Origin of the sequence: Methylocapsa polymorpha, from assembly GCF_045689225.1 — a bacterium.
GTDB classification, from domain to species: Bacteria; Pseudomonadota; Alphaproteobacteria; order Rhizobiales; family Beijerinckiaceae; genus Methylocapsa; species Methylocapsa polymorpha.
Map to the genome: position 1 here is coordinate 2,208,713 of NZ_CP136862.1, position 18,489 is coordinate 2,227,201.

The 18,489-nt window shown below is 62.0% G+C and carries 13 protein-coding genes and 1 pseudogene; 8 read left to right on the forward strand and 6 right to left on the reverse strand.

Going from position 1 to position 18,489, the window contains the following annotated elements:
- Nucleotides 1–68 precede the first annotated feature (68 nt).
- Entirely contained in the window at nucleotides 69–2,825 is a 2,757-nt protein-coding gene (locus RZS28_RS10160; RefSeq protein WP_407337653.1) for an LPS-assembly protein LptD, read from the reverse strand.
- Nucleotides 2,825–3,910, reverse strand: a complete 1,086-nt coding sequence (gene lptG / locus RZS28_RS10165) for an LPS export ABC transporter permease LptG (protein WP_407337654.1) — start codon at nucleotides 3,908–3,910, stop codon at nucleotides 2,825–2,827. The genes RZS28_RS10160 and lptG overlap by 1 nt, the downstream gene beginning before the upstream one ends.
- A gap of 477 nt (nucleotides 3,911–4,387) precedes the next feature.
- On the opposite strand from lptG, the gene RZS28_RS10170 reads away from it, so the two are divergent.
- The 3 genes from RZS28_RS10170 to RZS28_RS10180 all read left to right on the forward strand — a co-directional run bounded on the left by RZS28_RS10170 (nucleotide 4,388) and on the right by RZS28_RS10180 (nucleotide 7,377).
- A complete protein-coding gene (locus RZS28_RS10170) occupies nucleotides 4,388–6,052 on the forward strand; it encodes a leucyl aminopeptidase (RefSeq protein ID WP_407337655.1) in 1,665 nt (554 codons plus the stop codon).
- A 43-nt stretch (nucleotides 6,053–6,095) separates the two neighbouring features.
- The gene (locus RZS28_RS10175; RefSeq protein WP_407337656.1) at nucleotides 6,096–6,563 is read left to right on the forward strand and encodes a DNA polymerase III subunit chi; all 468 of its coding nucleotides are present in this window, start codon (nucleotides 6,096–6,098) and stop codon (nucleotides 6,561–6,563) included.
- Nucleotides 6,564–6,633: 70 nt separating this feature from the next.
- Nucleotides 6,634–7,377, forward strand: a complete 744-nt coding sequence (locus tag RZS28_RS10180) for a class I SAM-dependent methyltransferase (RefSeq protein WP_407337657.1) — start codon at nucleotides 6,634–6,636, stop codon at nucleotides 7,375–7,377.
- Between the two features lie 150 nt (nucleotides 7,378–7,527).
- On the opposite strand, the gene RZS28_RS10185 is transcribed toward RZS28_RS10180, so the two are convergent.
- A complete protein-coding gene (locus tag RZS28_RS10185) occupies nucleotides 7,528–9,711 on the reverse strand; it encodes a hypothetical protein (protein ID WP_407337658.1) in 2,184 nt (727 codons plus the stop codon).
- A 298-nt stretch (nucleotides 9,712–10,009) separates the two neighbouring features.
- On the opposite strand from RZS28_RS10185, the gene RZS28_RS10190 reads away from it, so the two are divergent.
- The 4 genes and pseudogenes from RZS28_RS10190 to rnhA all read left to right on the forward strand — a co-directional run bounded on the left by RZS28_RS10190 (nucleotide 10,010) and on the right by rnhA (nucleotide 13,274).
- Nucleotides 10,010–10,444 (forward strand): hypothetical protein, encoded by a 435-nt coding sequence (locus RZS28_RS10190; RefSeq protein ID WP_407337659.1) that lies wholly within the window; start codon nucleotides 10,010–10,012, stop codon nucleotides 10,442–10,444.
- Nucleotides 10,445–11,010: 566 nt separating this feature from the next.
- On the forward strand, nucleotides 11,011–11,745 hold the full coding sequence (locus RZS28_RS10195) for a DUF502 domain-containing protein (protein ID WP_407337660.1): 735 nt from the start codon (nucleotides 11,011–11,013) through the stop codon (nucleotides 11,743–11,745).
- A 101-nt stretch (nucleotides 11,746–11,846) separates the two neighbouring features.
- Nucleotides 11,847–12,810: pseudogene (thrB, locus tag RZS28_RS10200) on the forward strand (homoserine kinase).
- A complete protein-coding gene (gene rnhA, locus RZS28_RS10205) occupies nucleotides 12,807–13,274 on the forward strand; it encodes a ribonuclease HI (RefSeq protein WP_407337661.1) in 468 nt (155 codons plus the stop codon). Before thrB ends, rnhA begins: the two are co-directional and overlap by 4 nt.
- A 24-nt stretch (nucleotides 13,275–13,298) precedes the next feature.
- On the opposite strand, the gene RZS28_RS10210 is transcribed toward rnhA, so the two are convergent.
- The gene (locus RZS28_RS10210) at nucleotides 13,299–13,784 is read right to left on the reverse strand and encodes a peroxiredoxin (protein ID WP_407337662.1); all 486 of its coding nucleotides are present in this window, start codon (nucleotides 13,782–13,784) and stop codon (nucleotides 13,299–13,301) included.
- 95 nt (nucleotides 13,785–13,879) lie between these two features.
- The gene (locus tag RZS28_RS10215) at nucleotides 13,880–14,785 is read right to left on the reverse strand and encodes a protein-disulfide reductase DsbD domain-containing protein (RefSeq protein ID WP_407337663.1); all 906 of its coding nucleotides are present in this window, start codon (nucleotides 14,783–14,785) and stop codon (nucleotides 13,880–13,882) included.
- Nucleotides 14,786–14,902: 117 nt separating this feature from the next.
- Here RZS28_RS10215 and RZS28_RS10220 point away from each other — a divergent pair, with 117 nt between their 5' ends.
- Nucleotides 14,903–15,523 (forward strand): YqgE/AlgH family protein, encoded by a 621-nt coding sequence (locus RZS28_RS10220; protein WP_407337664.1) that lies wholly within the window; start codon nucleotides 14,903–14,905, stop codon nucleotides 15,521–15,523.
- Nucleotides 15,524–15,558: 35 nt separating this feature from the next.
- Here the strand turns inward: RZS28_RS10220 and RZS28_RS10225 are convergent, their stop codons facing one another.
- Nucleotides 15,559–18,432 (reverse strand): EAL domain-containing protein, encoded by a 2,874-nt coding sequence (locus RZS28_RS10225; RefSeq protein ID WP_407341096.1) that lies wholly within the window; start codon nucleotides 18,430–18,432, stop codon nucleotides 15,559–15,561.
- Nucleotides 18,433–18,489 lie beyond the last annotated feature (57 nt).

Consider the following 18,489-nt stretch of genomic DNA (forward strand, 5'->3'; position numbering starts at 1 on the left):
GGTTTTCGCTCTCCGTTGTTGGATGTTGTGTCGCGTCATGCGGAGCGTGGCCCACAAGATCGCGGCAATCAGTATTTCACGCCGTCGAGCGACGTGGTGTTGGAAAAGGACTGGGTCAGCCTGGCGTCGCCCAAAGTGCGCAGCTGCAGCTGCAAAAGCACGGTCTGATTGTGGACCAGCGCGCCATTGCCATTGTCCTGATAAAGCGAAGTGTAGTTCACCGAAAAACTCGTGCAATCGTCCTGATAACCGCCGCCTACGCCGAAGGCCGCGACGGCGAACGGTCCCGGATTGACTGTGCCGATCAAACCGGGCGGATAGAATTGCCGGCTCATATCGAAGGTGATGTTGCCCTGCATAAAGTAATTGTCGCTGATCTTGTAGCGCGACGCCAAGGAAAGGCCTTCTCTGCGCACATAGTAGCCGATCACCGGCTGAGCCTGATAATTGGCATATTGTATGCTGCCTGTCCAGGCGCCGAGATTATACGTGCCGACGAGATCAATGCGTCTCGGCTCGAAAGTATCGACGTCGAGCCGGGTCTTGGCGGTGAAGGAGAGCATGGAGTTCGGGGCGAAGGAAAACGCGGTGACGTAATCCGAGCGCCGCGTGTCGAGCCCGGAGCTCAAGCCCACATTGGCCGCGTCCGGCGTCGCATAAGAGTTCGTGCCGGCGACCTGATAGGATTGTCCGGCGATGAAATTGGCGTGGCCGCCGCCGTTGAAATTCAGCGTGAATTGGGCCCCGTAATTCGCCCTGGTTCCGGTCTCGAAGCGGTCGTAGCCGGAATATTTGCTCCATTCGAACAAGGTGGAATCGTCGAAGACGAGGCTTTGCGCATCGAGGTTTATGAGCGACGACGACCAGATCTGGTTCGGGCGCATGATGATCTGCCCGATCGGTTCGAAGACCATCGAGCCGAAGCCCGTCTTGGCTAGGAAGGGATAGCGGTACTCCAGTCCGACGCCCGGAACGAAGGCGCCATAGAAGCTCGAATCCTTATTGCTCAAGAAATTCAGCTGCGAGGCGTTCGTATAGCTGGAGACGCCATAGCCGTAAGCGAACGTATAGGTATTCGTCGTATTGAGGTCCAGCCACTCGCCATTGAGATGGGCGAAGGCGAAAGGCGTCCAGACTTCGCCGAGCGGGTCGATGAACTTGCGTTTCCACGAACCGTCAACCGTCGCCCGGGTGTACTCGCCGCCGACGCCACGCAAAAGACATGTCCCCCCGATTTGCCCTGGGGTATAGTTGGTGCAGACATTGTAGAGCCCGTAGGCGTTGTCCAGGACCTGCGAGCCGACGGACTGGAAGCTCGCCGAGGCGGCCGAAAGACTAGTCAGATTGAAGTCGAGCTCCGCCTGGCCGCCAATGCCGAAGGTTTGCGCGGGATCGATGTCGAAGGTCTTGTTATAGTCCCAGACCGGATGCGCAAGCGGCTGCTGAGGCTGGAAGTCGTGGGTCGAAAGTCCTTCGAAATAATAGCCGCGCAGGTCGAAATATCCGCGATCCGCCTGCCCGGTGAGATAAACTGTCGACGTTGTTTCGCTGAAATAATTGGACGACAGCGTCTGGCTGGGTATGTGGTAGTCGTTGAGAAAGTACTTGTCCGACAGAAGCGTGAATTCCCAGCCGAACTTCCAGTGATCGGCGATGTAGATCTGTCCCTTGCTTTCGAAGGAGCCACGAAGGGATTGGTCGCCCGCGCCATATGGCGGCGTCGAGAAGACCGACTTGTTGAGTTCGTCGATCCCGTTCGCGCGGATGTAATATTCGCCGTTTTCGAGTCGATGGCGCCATTCGACGCTGGCGAGAAACCCCTGCGTCGAAAGAAAGGTCGGCGTGAACGTCAAGTCGTAATTGGGCGCGAGCGCCCAGAAGATCGGAATGCCTACTCCATAGCCGAGGTTGGAATTATAGATGAGATGCGGCGAAAGAATGCCGGACTTGCGCGTCACGCTCGGGTCTGGGGTCGAGAAGAACGGCACATAGGCGATCGGGATCCCGAGGAATTCGAGCGAGGCGTCCTCGTAATAGATCATCTGCTCGTCGTTCTTGTGGATGATCCGCTTGGCCCGCACGCGCCACAGCGGCGGCACGCTGGGATTGTCGCTGCAGGCCGCACAGGCGGTGTAGGTGCCCTTGTCGAAGACGGTTGTGTCGCCTTCGATCCGTTCGGCGCGCGGCGCGCTGAAATATGTCTTGTAGGTGCCTTTCTCGGAAATCGGCGCGCCGAGCTGGACGGATTGCTCGGTATTGACATATGTCTTTTCGGCCGTCTCAACGCGCAGGCTCTCGATGAACCCGTCGCGGAAATCGTCGGTGAGGTCGAAGCGTTCGGCGTGTAGCACGGCGCCGTTGGTTTCGGTCAGCTTCGCATGGCCTTCGGCGTAGACTCGGCCAGATTTCCGATCATAGATGACCCGGTCGGCTTCGAGCACGCGTCCTTGGTAGTAGACTCTGGCGTTTCCTTCGGCGGAGACGGTGTTTTTTTCGGAATCGTAGCGAAGCTCGGTCGCCTCGACGAACATCTTCTCGTTCTTATCCGTGTTTTTTTGCGCCAGCCGACTGCCGACTGTTTGCGCGGCCGCGGAGCCGACGGCGACCGGCGTCGCGGCAAAACCCAAACCAAGCGCCGCGGAGAAAAAGAAGGAAAGGGCCGCGGCGACGCAAAAACGAAGCGCAAGCGCCAGCCGGCCTAAGCGCTCCGCGAGCGTTGGCCCATTTTCGGGTCCGATGCAAAGCGTCGAGTCGCTCGGCTTCGCCGGGCTTGCGACGGCTCGGGCCCAAGCAATCACGTCAGCGGGGCAAAAACGCCGCCCCATCAACCATCCTCCTGATGCAGCAGAGCGAACGCGCCCAGCATGCTGGCGACGACAGCTGGAGACCACGCCGCCACCACCGGACTGAGCAAACCCGCGCCCCCGAGATCGCTGACCAATTTTGTCGCCACATAAAGCACGAAGCCGGCGACCACGCCACCGCCAACCATCCTGGCTACGCCACCAAATCGGAAAAATCTTAAGGAAAAGGCCGCCGCAATCAAAACCATGGCGACAAAAAACAGCGGCCTCGCCAAAAGGGTCTGAAACTGAAGCCGGTAGCCTATCGAGTCGAGCCCCGCGGCGTCGGCCTGTTCGCGCAACGACGGCAATTCCCAAAATGGCACTGATTCCGGCGGGATAACTCCCTGAGCGACCTGTTCGGACGAGAGGTTCGTGGCGAGAAGATAGGTTCCGACTTCGACGCTCTCTTCCCCCGGAGCCACGACCCGCGCGTGTTCGAGGCGCCACACCCCCGGCAAAAGTTTGGCGCTCTGGGCCAAAATTTCGCCTTCGAACTTTCCGGTCGTGTCGTAGACATAGGCGATGACCGACGTCAGGCGAGCGCCATCTTCCTCAACCTTCGCGGCCCTGATGATCGCCAATCCGTCGACGCTGTTTTGTCGGATCCAAAACTGCGCGTCGGGGGCTTTTCTGCCATTTGGCCCGAACAGCCGCGTCTCGATCCCGTCAGCGCGATGTTTCATCATGGCCGAGATCGGATTGAACAGCGCGATCGACGCCACGCCTATGACGGTGGCGATCAGCACCGGCGGAATCAGGAATCCCCAGACTGAGACGCCGACGGCCCTTGCGATGAGCAATTCGAGCTTGCGGGTCAAATCCAGGAAGGCCGCCATTGCGCCGCCGAGCACGCAGAACGGCATGAGTTGTTCCGAGGCGGATGGGACGCGCAGCAGGGCGAGAAAAGCGATGAAGGCGGCCGAAACCCCCGGGATGCCGTCGGAGCGGCGCAGCAATTCGACGAAATCGATCACATAGACCATGCCGAAGATCATCAAGAACACGGCCATGATCATCCGCAGGAAGCGGAAGGAAAAGTAGCGCCCGAGGGTCGAGCCGATCATCGATGGAGCTCGCGCGCGGCGACGTGCAGGCCCGGGAGGCCGGCATGGCGCGAATTCGTTGCGTCGAGCGTCATGTCCGCCATTTCGCTTTCGTCCCGTTACGCCTTTTGTCGCTTCGGCCCGAGCGGGCGGTCTGGCCCCAAAACGCCGCCTTGCCTTCGCGTCCCAGCCGCGCCGCCGCAATAGCGCTTGGGCTGCGGCGCGAAGGTGACGTAAACTTGAGACTCACGGCGATTTTTCGGCAGATGAAGGACGCATCATCGCACATAATTCCTGTATGAACCTAGCGCTCCCACTTGCCGAGGCTCGTCGGGCGGAACATGATGCGAACAAAGCGGCTGCGCTATGGCGGCCGGCCCATTTTTGGGCGGAGCCAAGGCCGGCTCGCGTGAAAATGCGGAAACTTTGGGAATACGAAGGGCTTTCACGACTTCGTGAGTTGTGATCGTCCTCCGGGAATTGCGTGCAGAGGATCAGATGTCGGACTCCATTAAAATCGAATTTGTCGCGCTTGGGCCCTTGAGCGCCCAGACGCCGCTTCAGGCTTCATCGAAACGGGCGGCGGGGAAAGCCAAAGGCGCCCAGGCCCTGGTCGTTTTCATGGCTCCGGATTTCGCTTTTGGCCCGTCGACGCTTCGCCTCATCGGCGCCGATGGAGAGGCTTTGATCAGGAAGGCGGCCGCGGCCGCGAAGTTCAAGGGGAAGCCTTCGACGGCGCTCGATATTATCGCGCCTTCAGGCTTCGCCGCCGACCGGCTCATTGTGATCGGCGCCCGCGCGGCCCATGTCGAGGCGGCCCAAGTCGAGAAAGACAAGACCACAAAGAAGAAAGGCGAAAACGACGAAGCCCAGCGAGACAAGGGAGGCGAGGACGCGGCTCCGAGCCCCGGCGATTACGCCAATCTCGGCGGATTCGTCATCGGGAAGCTGGGTCGCGGCGCGAGCGCCGTCGTCGCTTTCGATCTGCCGAGGCCGCCTGAGGACTCGGCGGGAGCCGCCGCCGAATTCATGCTCGGGATGCAGCTGCGCGACTATCGCTTCGACGCCTATAAGACCAAGAAAAAGGACGACGCCGAAGACAATAGCCCCACGGAGATTTTCCTCGCCGTGGACGAGCCTTCCGCCGCGCGCCGCGAGGCCAAGGCGAGGGAGGCCGTGGCCGAAGGCGTCTTGATCGCCCGTTCGCTCGTCAATGAGCCCGCCAATGTCCTTTACCCCGTAGAGTTCGCCAATCGCGCGAAGGCGCTCGAAACGCTCGGCGTCGAGGTCGAGATCCTAGACATGGCGGCGTTGCGCGCGCTCGGCATGGGCGCCTTGCTCGGCGTTGGGCAGGGGTCGGTTCGGGAGAGCCGCGTCGTCATCATGCGATGGCGCGGCGTGAAGCCCGCCAAGGAGAGCGCCAAGACCAAGGCGCAGCCGATCGCCTTTGTCGGCAAGGGCGTATGTTTCGACACTGGCGGCATATCGATCAAGCCGGCCGCCGGCATGGAGGATATGAAGGGCGACATGGCCGGCGCCGCCTGCGTGGTCGGCCTGATCCATGCGCTCGCCGCGCGCAAGGCCAAGGTCGATGTCGTGGGCGCCATCGGCCTTGTCGAAAACATGCCCGGTCCCGAGGCGCAGCGTCCCGGCGACATTGTGAAATCCATGTCCGGCCAGACGATCGAAGTCATCAATACCGACGCCGAAGGGCGCCTCGTTCTCGCCGACGTGCTTTGGTATGTGCAGGATAAATTCAAGCCGAAATTCATCGTCGATCTCGCGACTCTGACCGGCGCGATCCTTGTCGCGCTTGGCCAGGAGCACGCGGGCCTCTTCGCCAACAATGATGATTTGGCCGAGAAGCTGCTGGCGACCGGCAAGGCGACGGGCGAAAAACTATGGCGTCTGCCGCTCGGATCCGCCTATGATAAGATGATCGATTCCAAATTCGCCGACATGAAGAACACCGGCGGCCGGCACGCGGGCTCGATCACGGCGGCTCAATTCCTCCAGCGATTCGTGAATGGGACGCCCTGGGCGCATCTCGACATCGCCGGCACGGGGATGAATTCCCCCGGAAGCGACCTCAATCAAGGCTGGGCCTCGGGCTTCGGGGTCCGGCTGCTCGACCGGCTCGTCGCGGATTATTACGAGGGATGAGGCCGGGCGCTGCTTTCCCTTGCGCGCTTAAAGACGCCCGGTCATGACCGAAATCTGGTTCTATCATCTTCAGCGCCGGAGGCTCGAAAGCGTGCTTCCGGGCCTCATCGAGAAATCCCTCGAAAGAGGCTGGCGCGTCGTCGTCCAGGCGAAAAGCGAGGAGCGGCTCGACGCGCTCGATCAATGGCTGTGGACCTTTTCGGAGGCGAGTTTCGTCGCCCATGGCCGGGCGCGCGACGGCGACGCCGAACTCCAGCCGGTCTATCTCTCGACCGGCCTCGAGAACCCGAACGGCGCCGAGGTCAGGCTCTTCATCGAGGGAGCCGAAATAGCTGAGGCGCTGGCGGAGCCCTCCGCCGCGCCTTACGCTCGCGCAATTCTCCTGTTCGACGGCAATGACGAGGATGATCTCGCGCTCGCCCGCGCGCAATGGAAAGCGCTGAAGGAAAAAGATTTGGCGCTGAGCTATTGGCGAGAGGATGAGACAGGTCGCTGGGAGAAAAAGGCGTGAGCGGGCGCACCTCGTGACCCCGCCGCGCTTCCGATCGTCGTTTTGATTGGCTGAAAGGACATAGATTCTCTTGGACGAAATCTCCCTTGATCCGACTTCGCCCGAATTCACGGCGCGGCGCGCCGAGGCGCGCAAAGCGCTTGACGCGCTCGATCCCGCCAAGAATTTGGAAATGCGCGGCGGCGCGGCGGACGATCCTTTGCGCCGCGACTGGTTCGAGGCGGTTTATGCGCGGGCGCAAAATGACCCGGCGCGCGTGCCCTGGGCCAATCTTGCGCCGCATCCTTTGACCAAGGCTTGGGTCGGAGCCCAGGTCAAGGGCATCGCAGGTTTGCGCGCGCTCGATGTCGGCTGCGGCCTCGGCGACAACGCCGAATGTCTGGCCGAAGCCGGCGCAGAAGTCACAGCCTTCGATCTTGTGGAGGCGGCGGTCGAATGGGCGAAGCGGCGCTTCCCGCGCACCACCGTCGATTATCGCGCGGGCGATCTCTTCGCGCCGCCCGCAGACTGGCGGGGCAAGTTCGCTCTCGTGCACGAATGCTACACTTTGCAGGCGCTTTCCGCGCCGCTTCTGCCAAAGGCGCTCGCCGAGCTTTCGTCTTTCCTGGCTCCCGGCGGCAAGCTCCTCATTGTCGCCCGCGCGCGCGGCGAAGACGCCGAGGCTGAGGGCCCGCCCTGGCCGCTGCCGCCGTCGATCTTCACGGAGGCGCGGCGGCAGGGCTTGAAGCCGCTTTCGATTGAGGACATAGAAGCGACGGCTGACGTCGGGCGCCGCCATTGGCGCGCGCTCCTCGGCCGCGCTGACGAGCCATGAGGCCGGCGCGGCGCGCATGATTTTGGCTAAGAAATTCCTAGAGCGCTTCCCGGTCAGATGGAATCATCTGATCGAAAAGGAATCGCTCAAATTCAAAGAGCTGGAGCATGTTCTGATCGAAAAAGTCGATCAACTTTTTCGGAAGATGCTCTAGAATTCGGGCGGATCAATCCGAGGCGTTGACGCGATGGAGCGGAAAGAGGGAAGATATTTGGCGATTCCGACCCCGATAATGTAGCCGACCGATTTGATCGGGTTTGGCTTGAGGCTCGCGAGCGCATAAAGGGGCTTGCCGGTCTTGTCGGTCCACCACGCCTTCCACACTTTGTGTTTCCCGCTTTTGGCGGATTGGCAGGCCGCCAGCAGCGCCTCGATTTTCTCAGCTTTCAATCCCGTGGCTTTGACGAGGCCACGGACATTGCGCTGATCATAGGCGGGATCGATCAATTCGGCCAGAACGAGCCGGATTTCATCATCGTCGAGGCCGGTATCCTTGGGCAGATCCCGCCAACCTTCGATCTGATTGCGGCGCACGAGATCGCATCGGATAGTGCGCTCGGCGAATTCGAGCGTCCTGCCGCGGATTACGCCCACGGGTCGGATTATGGCGATCCGGAGCAGGGCCCATAAAATTCCCTTCACATTTTGCTCGAGCAAGGCTGGCGCGACATAGTCGAAACGATCTGCGATGCGCTTCTGCAGCGTCTTGTAGAACTCATCCGAAATGCGCGGCCATTCCGGCAGGACCACCTCGTCACGGGCGGAGCCAAAAAGCGGAATGATGCAGTAAGCCTCTTGCAGCGTCTCCGTCGGATCGGCCCGGAAATCGGGATTTTGCTGGGCCGCCTTTGGCCACGCCTTGTAGATGGCGTGATCGGGCGGGACCGTGAAAATATGGCTCAGGAAGCGTTGGCAATTGCGCCGCCCGAGCTGGAAATCATGATCGCGAAAGGCCCTTGCGACAAAGCCGCCGAAGCCGCCGAGCAGGCCGCTTGCGATCGGGTAGCGCTCCTTCGCTTCCGGCCTCCCATCGTCCGCCGGGGGCCGGCTCGGCCCGATCAAATATCGGCTGCCGATCTTGGGATCCGCCGCGAGCACAAGCTCGCTCGGCTTGAAGCGGGCCTGTTCGATCAAGGCAGGCTGAAGCGCTCTGAAAATGCTCACAATGTCGAATTTCGGCTGGCCTTCGGGTTTGATCGACGGCGCCTTCGGGAAAGGCGAAATCATGATCACCGCGCGGTCCGCCTCGGCGAGGCCGCGTTCGTTCTGCGTCGCTCCGGGGTCCTTCAAGGACAAGCGAGCATATTCGAAAGGATCATTGTCGATGATTCCGCCGTCCGCCGTCGTGAAGCGGAACGAATCGGCCTGCCATACATCGATCGGCCAATCCGGCATGGAGCCGAACTCGGCGATTGCTTCGATCGGGAAATGCCGGCTCACGAATTCGGCGCGCGCGCCGTCGATCTCGCGCGGCGCAAGCCCGATCGGGAAGGCTGCGGAGGCGACGGCGCAGATCGCGAAATCTTTCCATTCCTTGTTGTTTGGATCGCCCTTGACGAGCGTCGCGACGTCGATCTCACGTTTTTTGTCGGCTTCGCCGAAATCGCTGACGCGTGGCCAGGAGCCAACGCCGGTCACGGCGTAATGCACGCGATCGCCATGCGAGACCATCCCGAATGCGCCGCCCGTGAAGGGGACGGTGTAGGGCACGCCGCGCAGGTTCGATAGAGTCAGATAAATATGCAGACGCTCCGAAATATAGGCGCGCGGCGCGCTCGTCACGGCCGTAACGTCGATGGCGGCCTTCGCGATTCCGTCGAGCAGCCGCGAATTGAGCGCGGAGGTCACAGGCAGCGGCCCATCAGCGGCCGGCGCCGGGTCGCTGGTGGATGAGAAGTCGTCCGCGGGGTCCGGGCGCTTATCGAGGTCGCCCGCTTGCAGAAAGTCGCTTGTTTGTCCGTCCTCTGCGACGAGGCCGGGCCGCGCCACCCAGGTGTCATAGAGCTTTGGCAGGAAACATTTGAATTGTTGTTTGCTCCCGCCCGGCGAATTGAACGGGACGGGCTTCTGATTGGCGTCGGCGAGCGCGACGGCGCCGATCGCCGCGGTGATCGCGCCAGCCGAAGCCCCCGACATGACCTTGAGGCCAACCCGATGGTTCGGGATCTGCTCGGGATCGACGCCGGTTTCCCGGTAGGCGCCGTTCCGCGCCTTCTCCCACTCGTCGAGCGCCTGGATCAGGAAATCGAACACGCCGGCCGTATAGGCCCCGGCGGAGATCGCGCCGGACATGGTCAGGCCGATCTGGAATTCCTCGCGAGACAAGGTTTGCATCGCATTCCCCCAAATGCGCGACGCCTTAGAGCATCCGAAAAAGTTGATGACTTTTTCGATCAGACCATGCGTCAACTCTTTGAACTTGAGCGATTCTTTTTCGATCAGACATTTCCATCCGATCGGGAAGCGCTTTAGTGTGGTTGATCTTATACGATATTGCAAATAAAGCGATGGCGCTCGGCCCGCCGCGAGGAGGGACTTGGCGAAGCCTCCGCCCGTCCGCCTCGCCCGACGCCTTTTTACGACTAGCGGAACCTTTCTTGCGAAGTCAGAATTCTAGAGGTTGGAGGTTAGCATGCAAAGCCTAAGGGCGGCCGCGGTTCTATTTGCTTTCCTCGGTTTGCTCGGCGCCGCTTGGGCGCGGCCCGATAACAGCGGGGGCGTGCCGAAGCTCGACGTCTCGCAGTCCTGCCGGGAAGCGCAAGCTATTGGCGGCGACGATCGGAACCTCGCCTATAAGGGCTGCATGCAAGACGAGAAGGACGCTCAAGACCAGCTCACGCAGAGATGGTCGAAGTTCAAGCCCGAGGATCGGCGGAATTGCCTTGAGCAAGGCGTTTCGCCAATGCCGAGCTATGTGGAAATTCTGACTTGCATCGAAATGTACGATGGCGGCAGCACGTTCAATAAGGGCGCGCCAGACTCCCGCCCGCTTGGCGGATCCGCTCCGGCCGCTTCGCCTGCGCCGGCGGATACGACCGCACCGGCCGACAGCGGGGTCAGATTCTGATTCGAGCGGTCTTTTCGATCCTGCTTCGTCGCGCGCATTCGCTGAGGCGGCGGTCGGCGCAGCGTCCTCGCCGTTTCCGGGTTTGAAGTAGAGTTGAGTTTAAAGAGAAAGGGCGAGAACGCTAAAGCGTTCTCGCCCTTTCTAGCTAAGCCCCCTTAACCCGTTCCTTGCCCCCGCGGTCCAACTGGAGGCTGCGCCAACCTGTGGCGCAGGAGCGTAAAACAGGCGTCCTCCCAAGACTTGGACTGCTGCGCCGGATTTTGCGCCGGCGCCCCGCGTCAATAATTGACGTAACGTGTGTAGCTCACAGCTAATGCAATGTCACGCACAAATAGGCAAGATGTCTTGATTGAGGCAGAAATTGAAGGAAATTTTCTGCAAGGTCCAGGCGACCCGGTTTAGCGCAATTGAGCTGCGCCGGAACGTGTTATACGAGACTAGCGAGACGCCGTTGTAGGGTCGCCTTCGCAGGAGCGCTGCCCGGATCATTTTTGCGGCATTAGGCGAAGTCTATGACGCGACAGATCGAGGCCTGACAAGAGGCGGCGCAGGCCGTGAGGCGGACCATGACGGAGCTTTCGCCACAGACGCGACCTCAATCGCAAGCCAGCCCCCCGATCCTCTCGCCTAAGGGATCCGGTCTCGGGGGACGCATCCGCAATTGGTTCCTGACCGGCGTGATCGTGGCGGGTCCGCTCGCCGTCACCGCTTCCATAGTCTGGTGGTTTGTCGATACGGTCGACACTTGGGTCAGGCATTTTCTCCCGTCCAAGCTCTGGCCCGAGACCTATTTGGCGCTGCCTCTTCCCGGCTTCGGCGTTATTTTTGTTTTTCTTGGCCTCACCCTTTTGGGCTTTCTCGCCGCCAATCTCGCGGGCCGCACGCTGATCCGGCTCGGCGAGGCTATCCTCGCGCGCATGCCCGTCGTGCGTTCGATCTATAAAAGCGTCAAGCAGATCTTCGAGACCGCGTTTTCTCAGTCCGGCACGAGTTTTCGCAAGGTCGGCTTGATCGAGTTTCCGAGCAAGGGTTCGTGGTCGCTCGTCTTCATCACCGCCCCGCCCGGCGTCGCCCTCAGCGAGCATCTGCCGCAGGGCGAGGCGCATATTTCAGTGTTTCTGCCCTGCACGCCCAATCCGACGACCGGCTTCTATTTTTTTCTGCCGGCGCGCGAAGTCATCGAGCTGCCGCTGAGCCCAGACGCCGCCGCTAAGCTCATCATGTCCTGCGGCGTCATCCAGCCGGACGCGAATGCTGTGGTCGCGGCGATGGCGACGAAGCATGTGCATGAGGCGGCGTGACGAGCTGCGCTCCATCGACGATTCCCTCCGGCCGGGAAATGCGCTAGCTACACCAATGGGCTGCGGACAGTCGCGCCCCTTGCTTTGACCGCCGGAGCGCCATGGCCGTTTATACCGAAGTCGTCGACGCGGACCTGGCCGCCTTCCTCGCGGATTATGATCTCGGCCGCGTGCTCGCGCTGAAAGGCATTGCCGAAGGGGTCGAAAACTCCAATTTTCTTCTCCATGTCGAAGCCGGCTATTTCATCCTCACGCTCTATGAGAAGCGCGTAGATGAGAGGAATTTGCCGTTCTTTCTCGGGCTCATGGAGCATCTCGCCGCGCGCGGGCTCACTTGTCCGCAGCCGGTCCGCAACAGGTCGGGCGTCGCGCTCGGGCGGCTGGCGGGGCCCGGCGGCGATCGTGACCTTTCTCGAAGGCATCTGGCGGAACCGTCCTGACGCCAAGCGCTGTGCGTCGCTCGGCGAGGCCCTTGGCAAGCTGCATGAGGCCGGCGCCGATTTCGCCGGCTCTCGCGCCAACGCCTTGGGGCTGAGCGCATGGCCGGCCTTGTTCGATCAGGTTCGCGGCCGCGCCGACGACGTTTGCCCGGGCGTCGCCGCCATGATCGAGAAGGAATTAGGTTTCCTCGAAAAGACTTGGCCGACGGATCTGCCGCGAGGCGTCATCCACGCCGATCTTTTTCCCGACAATGTGCTGTTCCTTGGGGAGAAGGTTTCAGGCCTCATCGATTTCTATTTCGCCTGTACGGATGATTTCGCCTACGATCTGGCGATCTGCCTCAACGCATGGTGTTTCGAGCCCGATTCCTCGTTCAACATCACCAAGGCCATGGGTCTTTTCAACGCCTATGAGCGCATCCGTGGGCTCGAGGCGGCGGAAGTCGAGGCTCTCCCAATCCTTGTCCGCGGCGCGGCCCTGCGGTTTACCCTGACGCGCCTCGTCGACTGGCTGAATGTGCCGCCGGGCGCCTTGGTCCATCCCAAGGATCCGCTCGAATATATTCGGAAATTGCAGTTCCATCAGCGAATCGGCAGCGGTCGGGAGCTTGGTCTGCTGCGATGAGCGCGGAAGTGACGATCTGGACCGACGGCGCCTGTTCAGGCAATCCCGGCCCTGGAGGTTGGGGCGCGATCCTCACCTTCGGAGGCCATGAAAAAGAGCTTTTCGGCGGCGAGGCCGCAACGACCAATAATCGCATGGAGCTGACCGCCGCAATCGAGGCGCTTCAGGCCTTGAACCGCGCCTGCACGGTGCATCTTTATACCGACTCGAATTATCTCAAGGGCGGCATCACCGGCTGGATATCGGCCTGGAGGCGCAATGGCTGGCGCACCGCTGACAAGAAACCCGTCAAGAACGTCGAGCTCTGGCAGAGGCTTGATGAGGCGGCCAAGCCCCACACGATCGACTGGCGCTGGGTCAAGGGCCACGCTGGCGACACTATGAACGAACGCGCCGACGCCCTCGCCCGCAAGGGAATGGCCCCGTTTTTATCGGCGCGGGGCGCGGCGTCGCGGCTTGGCTAGCTCCACCGACCGATGCGGCCATGGTCAAATCTGTTCGAGCAAAGCCTCGGCGCTCGAGACTTCCGCCTTGCCAGGCGCGGGCTCGATATTGAGCTTGCGCACAACGCCGTCCTCGACAAGCATCGCATAGCGCTGCGACCTGACGCCCAGGCCGCGCTCGGTGAGGTCGAGCGAAAGTCCGAGCGCATTGGCGAAATCGCCGTTGCCGTCGGCGAGAAAGCTGATCTTAGTTTCGGCGTCCGTGTTTTTGGCCCAGGCGTCCATGACGAAGACGTCGTTCACGCTGGTGACGGCGATTTCATCGACGCCGCGGGCCTTGAAGTCCTCGGCCCGGTCGCGAAAGCCAGGCAGGTGCGCCGCGCTGCAGGTCGGCGTAAACGCCCCGGGCACACCGAATAAAACAACCTTACGATCTTTGAAGATCTCGTCTGTGGTCCGCAGTTTCGGACCTTCCTTACTCATGACCGTGAACGTGGCCTTGGGAAGCGGGTCTCCGGCCTTGATCGTCATCGTCCTGCTCCTAGTGGATTTGCGGCGCCGCAGTGCTTGGCGGGAATTCGCGCCCGGTCCAACGGGCGCCGGCTCCCGCTTCGCCCGCTGATGCGCTATGGTCTAGAGGAAGGCCCGCCGAGTTCAACGGCGAATTCGTAACTTTGTCGAGCTTCGGTCAAGGTCAGGGTCACGGGAACGGCGTCGGCGCTTTCCGCCTTCGGCCTTTCGACTTCGACGATCAGGAATTCATTCGGGCGATCGGACTTCCGAGTCTCGAAATACCACCCCTCGGGCGCTTCGGCGAAAAGGTCTTGCAAATCTCCGCTCAGCGTGGCGAGCCGCCAGCTTGGCGATGGCGCTCCCGCAATGCGTTCGATCGCGACTTTGGCGTCGCGCTCCGTGGCCGAGAGGCGCACCGGGGCTTTCGCTTCAGCCGCGGCGATTGCGGCCTCCGGCCCGTCCGCTTCGGCGACGGCGGCGCGGAGCCGCGCGTCACTCCCTGCGCTTTGCAGCGGAGGCAGGGACAGCCTCGCCTCGGCCTTGGCCGGCAGGCATAAGCGCTCGCAGACAGCATATCTCAATGTCAGCGCCAAGATCGCCGGACGGGCGTCGTCCTTAGGGGTCACATGGAATGGAAAAGTGACTTCTCCGAAATAACCGAAAACCTCGGTCCCGGATTCGTCTATTCGCGTCGGGGCGGGATAGAGGACCGTGACACCGGCGACATTTTCGGAGCCGTCGAAGGAGAAGACCGGCGGGGCGCCGGCGCCGCCTGGCGTCCGCCAATAGGTGAGAGCGCCTGGGTCGAGGCGGATTTCCGCCCCGGCCCTGTAGAAGCCTCGTGGCTCGCCGGCTGCGGAGGCAATTAGCCGCATGGCCGATTTCTGCGCCGACGCCCACGCGGTCGCATAAGGATCGGCGCGCGCGTCAACGGCAAGAGCCAGCGAGGCCAGACCGGCTGCGCCGAGAGCTGCGCCGCGTATTTTTGCCGCTCTGGTAAGCTGGAAAGATATTTGCATGGAACAGGGCCAATGGCTTGCTGGTTGAGAGGTCAAATTTTTGTGCATGGGCGCAAGCTGCAACTTGCGGAAACATGGTTTACAGCAATCGGTTTTCCGAAGAGTGAGGCGGATAAAATGGGATCAATAAAGCCTCCAGAAGGCGCGCGGCAGGATCGCGGCGGTTTTCTCGACGGGCAATTGCTCGTCGCCATGCCTGGCATGCCGGACAATCGATTCGCCCGGTCAGTCATTTACCTATGCGCCCATTCCGAGGAAGGGGCGATGGGGATCATCGTCAATCGTCCGGCGCGCAAGGTCAATTTTTCCGAGCTTCTGGTTCAACTCGAGGTGATCCGGCCCGAGGAGGCGATTCGCTTGCCCGCCCAGGCTGGCTCCGTCCAGGTTCTGAACGGCGGACCTGTCGAGACCGGCAGGGGTTTCGTGCTCCATTCCAATGATTTTTTTATCGACAATTCGACCTTGTCGATCGACGGCGGCGTGTCCTTGACCGCGACCATCGACATTCTGCGCGCCATCGCCCGCGGCGACGGCCCCGACCGGGCGATCCTCGCTTTGGGCTATGCGGGCTGGTCGGCCGGCCAGCTTGAGGCCGAGATGCAGGACAATGGCTGGCTCAATTGTCCCGCCGATCCGGCGCTCATCTTCGATCCGGCCATCGGCTCGAAATATGAGCGGGCGCTGCAGCAGGTCGGGATCGATCTTGGGCGGCTGTCGTCGGAATCTGGGCGGGCCTGAGGCGCGGGCTGCAATCGAGACGCCGCGTTTCCTCATCACGCCGCTATTGTCGCCGCGCCGACAAGCTTGCGCGCGTCCATGGCGCTGATCGGCTGGCCGAAAGCGAAGCCCTGCGCGTATTCGCAGCCGAGTTGATAGAGTTCGATCGCATCCGATTCCGCTTCGGCGCCTTCGGCGACGACCTCCATGCCGAGATCATGCGCCAAAGCCACGATCGAGCGCAGGATCACGGGCCTGGCGCCAGTTCCGGTATGACGCACGAATGACCGGTCGATCTTGATCGTGTCGAAGGGAAATCTCTGCAAATAGGCGAGCGACGAATAGCCGGTGCCGAAATCGTCGAGCGAGAGGCCGGCGCCGAGTTCGCGGATTCGTGTCAGAATTTGCGCCGCAAATTCCGGATTCTCCATGACGAGGCTTTCTGTCAGCTCGAGCTTCAAGCTGCCGGGACTGACGTCGCAACGCGACAGCACGGCCTTGACGTCATGCAAGAGGTCGTGGCGCAGCAATTGCCGCGACGAGACATTGACGCTGGCGAAAATCGGCGGGTCGACGTCGAGCGCGCGCTGCCAGGCCGAGAGTTCGCGCGCGGTGCGCTCAAGCGCGAAAATGCCGAGATCGACGATGGCGCCGGTCTCTTCCGCGATCTGGATGAATTCGCCTGGGGAGAGCCGCCCCAGACGCGGATGGTCCCAGCGCAGCAGCGCCTCGAAGCCGGCGACGGTGCGATCTTCGAGCCGCACGATCGGTTGAAAGAACACCTTGATCTCGCTGCGGTCGAGCGCGCGGCGCAGGTCCGCCGCGAGGCCGAAGCGATCGGAGCGCAGCGTCCGCATCGAAGCCCTGAACACTTCGATGCGATTGCCGCCCAAGCGCTTGCCATGCCGCATGGCGATCTCGGCGTCCTTCAGCATGTCTTCCCGTTTCGCATGCAGTTGCGGATCGTAAAGCGAAAGGCCGATCGAGGCGGTCAATGGGATTTCCCGGTCGCTGAAGGTCACTGGCGTGGAGGCGACCCGCCGCGCCACATTGGCGAGAGCGGTGATTTGATCGGTCTCGGATTCCGAAATAATCAGGGCCGCGAATTGATCGCCCGATAGGCGCGCCAGCGTGTCCTGCGGCTTCAGGATGCGGCTGAGGCGCCGCGCGAGCGTCAGAAGGATGGAATCGCCGGCCGAAAGCCCGACGGCCTCGTTGACCTGCTTGAAACGGTCGATGTCTATGCTGATCACGGTCGGGCGGATTCTGGCGTCGGTTTGCGCCAAGGTCAGAGCCGCCTCGAGACGATCGAAGAAAAGCTCGCGATTGGGCAGGCCGGTCAGATTGTCATGCACGGCGTCGTGCAGAAGCCTCTCCTCGGCGGTCTTGGCCTCGGTGACGTCGCTCAATGCGCCGACGATGCGGATCACCTCGCCGTCGGGACCAACGACCGGCCTCGCCTTCAGGCGGAACCAGAAATGCTGGCCGTCGGCCGCGCGCAGCCGAAAGTCCTGATTGATCCGCCCGCGCCTTTGCTCCAGCATGGCGTCGAGACAGGCGCGATAGCGATCCCGCTCGAGCGGATGCAGGACGTCGAACCAGGCCGCCGCCGGCCCTTCCAGCGCGCCGCGGGCGAGGCCTAATTGCGCCTCGACCTCTGGACTGACATAGATCCGGTCCGCCGCCACGTCCCAGTCGAAGATAATGTCGCCGCTTCCGGTCAGGGCGAGCGCCTTGCGTTCGGCATCGGAGACGACGCCATGGCTGAGCCCGCCGCCGACGAAAGCATTCTGCATGATCGTGAAGCCGATCAGCATGACGATCAGCACAAGGCCGCCGATCAGCGCCGGGGAGACGAGATCATTGGTCAGGGTTCCGGTGACCGTGAAAGCCGCGCCGATAATCCAGACAAGGAGAAGAAACCAGGCCGGGATCAGCATGACCGCGCGGTCATAGCCGTGCATGGCGAGATAGAGCACGAGGATAAAGCCGACCGCGGCGATCGTCGCGAGCGAAATGCGCGCCACGCCCGCCGCGACCGGAGCGTCATAGACCGCAAGACCGACGAGGGCGGCGAGGAAGATGAGCCATATGGCGGCGACATGGGAGGCGCGCACATGCCAGCGGCTGAGGTTCAGATAGGCGAATAGAAAGACGAGGAGCGTCGCCGCGAGGATGGCCTCCGCGCCGGCGCGCCAGATCCGGTCGGATTGCCCCTCGGTGCCGAAAATCTTTCCCCAAAAGCCGAAGTCGATGCAGACATAGGCGAGCACGGTCCAGGCGAGCGCGGCGGCGGCCGGGAAGATCACCGCGCCCTTGACCACAAAGACGATGGTGAGGAATAGCGCAAGCAGCCCGGCGACGCCGATGACAATGCCTTTGTAGAGCGCGAGGCTCGTCACCTTGTCCTTGTAGGCGTCGGGCTCCCAGAGATAGATCTGGGGCAGGTTCGGCGTCCGCAGCTCGGCGACATAGGTGACGGTCGTGCCGGGGTCGAGGGTCAGGCGGAACACGTCGGCGTCGGCGCTTTCGTCGCGTTCGGGCGGAAATCCCTGGCTCGCGGTGATGGCGGAGATGCGCGAGGCCCCGAGGTCCGGCCAAATCACCCCGGACCCAACGAGACGGAAGTGCGGCGCGACGATCAGCCTTTCGATTTGCTCGCTGGTGTCATTGGTGAGCGCGAAAACGATCCAGCTCGGCCGGGTTCCTTCCTCGCGCGCGCGCACCTCGATGCGGCGAACGATGCCGTCGGAGCCGGGCGCCGTCGACACGAGCAGGCGGTCGCCTTCCGAATGATAGCTGTCGATCGCCTTGGTCAGGTCGATGGCCTGCGCGTCGAGCGGAACCCGCACCGATTCGATCGCCCTCGCCGGGAGAAGCCCGGCGGCCAAAGCCGCAAGCGCGACCAGGACGCGAAGATGATGCAGCAAGCGCGACAAAAATGACCTGTCCCGTCTGATGGACCGGGCGCCCGCCATCGGCGGTCG

Excerpts from the sequence above, each read along its gene's own strand:
- RZS28_RS10160 (WP_407337653.1), bottom strand. The coding sequence starts at position 2,825 with ATGGGGCGGCGTTTTTGCCCCGCTGACGTGATTGCTTGGGCCCGAGCC.
- lptG (WP_407337654.1), bottom strand. The coding sequence starts at position 3,910 with ATGATCGGCTCGACCCTCGGGCGCTACTTTTCCTTCCGCTTCCTGCGG.
- RZS28_RS10170 (WP_407337655.1), top strand. The coding sequence starts at position 4,388 with ATGTCGGACTCCATTAAAATCGAATTTGTCGCGCTTGGGCCCTTGAGC.
- RZS28_RS10175 (WP_407337656.1), top strand. The coding sequence starts at position 6,096 with ATGACCGAAATCTGGTTCTATCATCTTCAGCGCCGGAGGCTCGAAAGC.
- RZS28_RS10185 (WP_407337658.1), bottom strand. The coding sequence starts at position 9,711 with ATGCAAACCTTGTCTCGCGAGGAATTCCAGATCGGCCTGACCATGTCC.
- RZS28_RS10190 (WP_407337659.1), top strand. The coding sequence starts at position 10,010 with ATGCAAAGCCTAAGGGCGGCCGCGGTTCTATTTGCTTTCCTCGGTTTG.
- RZS28_RS10195 (WP_407337660.1), top strand. The coding sequence starts at position 11,011 with ATGACGGAGCTTTCGCCACAGACGCGACCTCAATCGCAAGCCAGCCCC.
- rnhA (WP_407337661.1), top strand. The coding sequence starts at position 12,807 with ATGAGCGCGGAAGTGACGATCTGGACCGACGGCGCCTGTTCAGGCAAT.
- RZS28_RS10210 (WP_407337662.1), bottom strand. The coding sequence starts at position 13,784 with ATGACGATCAAGGCCGGAGACCCGCTTCCCAAGGCCACGTTCACGGTC.
- RZS28_RS10215 (WP_407337663.1), bottom strand. The coding sequence starts at position 14,785 with ATGCAAATATCTTTCCAGCTTACCAGAGCGGCAAAAATACGCGGCGCA.
- RZS28_RS10220 (WP_407337664.1), top strand. The coding sequence starts at position 14,903 with ATGGGATCAATAAAGCCTCCAGAAGGCGCGCGGCAGGATCGCGGCGGT.